Source organism: Actinomycetospora sp., from assembly GCF_036497245.1.
Lineage (GTDB): Bacteria > Actinomycetota > Actinomycetes > Mycobacteriales > Pseudonocardiaceae > Actinomycetospora.
Genome location: NZ_DASXJS010000156.1, coordinates 1 through 3,504, shown reverse-complemented (window position 1 = coordinate 3,504; position 3,504 = coordinate 1). Strand labels below are relative to the sequence as shown.

Genomic DNA, 3,504 nt, shown 5'->3' with positions numbered 1-3,504 from the left:
GGTCGAGATCCAGCCCGTCCACGGCGGTCGTCTCGCCGTAGCGCACCACGAGGTCGCGCACCTCGACCGCCGGCGCGTCGGAGTCGGGGCGCAGCGGAGCGCGACCGTCGGTGCTGCCCACGGCGACCACCCTAGGTCGCGGGGAAGCGGGCAGGGATGCACGGGTACGACCGGACGGCCCGCTCAGGAGTGCTCCTCGGTGACCGGGTCGGGCTCGGCCTGATCGGTGCGCCGGGGCGGGATGCGCGGGGTGTGCCCCCGCGCGGCGAGCAGCGGCACGACCGCGACGGCGAGCGCGGCGAAGATCGCCATCGGGAGCTGGTAGGCCCGGAAGGTGAAGTCGTTCCCGGTCGGCGGTACGAGCAGCGCCACCGACGCGCAGACCGCGACGGCCACGCCCCGGATGCGCGGCGCGGTGACCGAGGCGGCGAGCGGGACCATCAGCCACAGCAGGTACCAGGGGTGCAGCACCGGGCCGGCGAGGAAGACCGCGCCGAACCCGTAGGCGACGCCCGCCACCGGGTGCAGCCGGCCGCGCAGGACCGCGAGCACCAGCAGGGCGCACACGAGGGCCGCGACGCCGAGCCCCGCCGAGCGGGTGAGCGAGAGGACGGCGTCGGTGTGGTCGCCGAGCTGCAGCGCGATCCCGACCTGACCGCCGAGCACGCCGAGGTCGGTGGTGATCGAGAGCCAGCTGCGCAGCAGGTTGGGCACCGACAGCGCGGTGATCCACCCGAAGCCCAGCCCGGAGAGCACCGACACCGCGCCCACCGCCGCCAGCCCGGTGGCCGACACGAGCGCACCCCAGCGGACCAGCGAGAGGATCCCCTCCCGGCCCCGTGGGTCACCGCCTGCGGCGAGGCAGCGCTCGCGGGCGACGTGCGCGGACAGGAACGCCAGCGCAAGGATCGCGGGGATCTTGCCCGAGGCGCCGAGCCCGATGATCACCGCGCCGAGGAACCAGGACCGCCGGAACCCGATCTCGAGGCCGAAGAAGACGACACCGAGCATGATCGCGTCGTTGTGGATGCCCGAGACCAGGTGGAAGAGGACCAGCGGGCTGACGGCCAGCCACACGGCCGCGATCGGCTCGACGCCCGCGCGCCGCGCCAGGTGGGGCGCCGCCCAGATGACCAGGCCGATGCCGACCAGGGCCAGCACGCGGTGCAGGTAGACGCCGAGCACGATGTCGTCGCCGGCGATCGCGGTGACCAGCCGGCCGAAGGTGAGGAACCCGGGCCCGTACGGCGAGGGCGTGGTGCGCCATATCGTCGGGATGCTGGCGACCAGGGGGTCGTCGAGGCCCAGCGCCTGCGCGGCGCCGAAGACGTAGGGGTCGAACCCGCGCGAGACCACCTCGGACTGCGAGAGGTAGCCGTACACGTCGGTGGAGAACAGCGGCGGCGCGACGGCCAGCGGCGCGGCCCACATGACGAGGATGCGGGTGAGCTGGCGGACGGTGAGGCGGACGCGCCCGGGCCACGCGAGCCGGCCCAGCCAGAGCCACGCCAGCACCATCATGCCCATGCCGACGTAGGCGGTCGCGAGCGAGACGGTGGGCAGCCGGGCGGGCAGGCCGAGCACCCGCACGCCGAGCAGCGGGTTGTACGCCGAGGCAGGCATCGCGCCGCAGCCGAGGGCGCCGACCGCCATCAGCAGCGAGCCGGTGAACCCGAAGCGCCGGCAGAACCGCAGCCTGCGGCGCTCGTCGGGAGTCGCGGGCGCCTCGGCGCCGCTCGCGCCGGTGTCCGCCGTGGCGGGTCCCGACGGCGAGGGCTCCTCCGGAGGCGCCGTCGGTGCCGTGGCCGTCACCTCGGGAACGATACCGAGGGCCCGTGACACGCCTGTTCGACCCCGGCCGGGTGACCTGTGACACGCCCCCGGGGGCCGACTTTGCCGCCCACGGGGATATAGGCAAGACTGGTGTTGTCAAAAGACGGGGCCGGGGTTCATGATCGGCCCCGGAGACGGACACGAACGACCGGAGCGGACGGAGGTGGACGACGTGGTGGTGGATTCGCCGGACGCGGCCCACGCCGAGCACGCCCGGTCCGCGGCAGACGGCCGGACCCGCGACGCCGTCGTGCGCGTGCTCCTGGAACAGGGCCCGACGACGGCGGGTGTCCTCGCCGACCAGCTGCGGCTGTCCGGCCCCGGCGTGCGGCGTCATCTCGACGCCCTCGTCGACGAGGGCAGCGTCGCCACGCGGGACGCCCCGCACTCGGCGGGACGCAAGCGGGGCCGCCCCGCACGCCAGTTCCTCCTGACGGCCAGCGGCCGCGCCCGCATCGGGCGTGGCGAGGACGGTCCCGCCGAGCTCGCGGTGGCCGCCCTGCGCAGGCTGGGCGAGGCCGCGGGGGAGGAGGCCGTCAAGGCCTTCGCCCGGGAGCGGGCGCTCGCGATGGTGGGACAGCACCGCGAGCACGTCCTGGCCGGGGCGGACCGCGGCGAGCGCGCCGCCCGGCTCGCCGGGGCACTCACCGCCGAGGGCTACGCCGCGACCACGCGGGGCGCGGGCGCCCAGGACGGCCTCGACGCACGGGTGACCGGCGAGCAGCTGTGCCAGCACCACTGCCCGGTCGCCGACGTCGCCGCGGAGTTCCCGGCGCTGTGCGAGGCCGAGGCCGAGGTGTTCGCCGAACTGCTGGGCACCCACGTCCAGCGGCTCGCCACGATCGCGCGCGGCGACGCCGCGTGCACCACCCACGTCCCGGCGCAGCCGTCGCGCGGGGCGAACGAGCACGACCAGACGGGCACCACCACCCCCGCCGCCGGCGGCGGGGGGCCCGACGTCAAGGGAAGGCAGGTCTTATGACCACCGCCGCGGAGCGGACCACACCGCAGGAGCCCCTCACCCAGGAGGAGACCCTCGCCTCCCTGGGGAGCTACCAGTTCGGCTGGCACGACAGCGACGCCGCGGGCGCGAGCGCCCAGCGTGGGCTCAACGAGGCCGTGGTCCGCGACATCTCGTCGAAGAAGGACGAGCCGGACTGGATGCTCCAGCTCCGTCTCAAGGCACTGGGCATGTTCGACAAGAAGCCGATGCCCAGCTGGGGCTCGGACCTGTCGGGCATCCACTTCGACAACATCAAGTACTTCGTCCGGTCGACGGAGAAGCAGGCGGCCACCTGGGACGACCTGCCCGCCGACATCAAGGACACCTACGACAAGCTCGGCATCCCCGAGGCCGAGAAGAGCCGTCTGGTCTCCGGTGTGGCCGCCCAGTACGAGTCCGAGGTCGTCTACCACCAGATCCGGGAGGACCTCGAGGAGCAGGGTGTCATCTTCATGGACACCGACACCGGGCTGCGGGAGCACCCGGAACTGTTCGAGGAGTACTTCGGCTCGGTGATCCCGGCCGGGGACAACAAGTTCTCCGCGCTGAACTCCGCGGTGTGGTCCGGCGGCTCGTTCATCTACGTGCCCAAGGGCGTCCACGTGGACATCCCGCTGCAGGCCTACTTCCGGATCAACACCGAGAACATGGGCCAGTTCGAGCGGACG

General features: G+C 73.7%; 3 protein-coding genes. 2 read left to right on the top strand and 1 reads right to left on the bottom strand.

Annotation, left to right across the window (positions count from 1 at the left end):
- Positions 1–183 precede the first annotated feature (183 nt).
- A complete protein-coding gene (gene mptB / locus VGI02_RS16815) occupies positions 184–1,812 on the bottom strand; it encodes a polyprenol phosphomannose-dependent alpha 1,6 mannosyltransferase MptB (protein WP_331628860.1) in 1,629 nt (542 codons plus the stop codon).
- 193 nt (positions 1,813–2,005) lie between these two features.
- Here mptB and VGI02_RS16810 point away from each other — a divergent pair, with 193 nt between their 5' ends.
- Positions 2,006–2,815, top strand: coding sequence for a helix-turn-helix transcriptional regulator (locus tag VGI02_RS16810; RefSeq protein ID WP_331628858.1), 810 nt, complete (start codon positions 2,006–2,008; stop codon positions 2,813–2,815).
- Positions 2,812–3,504: Fe-S cluster assembly protein SufB (locus VGI02_RS16805; RefSeq protein ID WP_527249133.1), on the top strand; the 693-nt coding region annotated here is incomplete at its 3' end. The genes VGI02_RS16810 and VGI02_RS16805, both read left to right, overlap by 4 nt.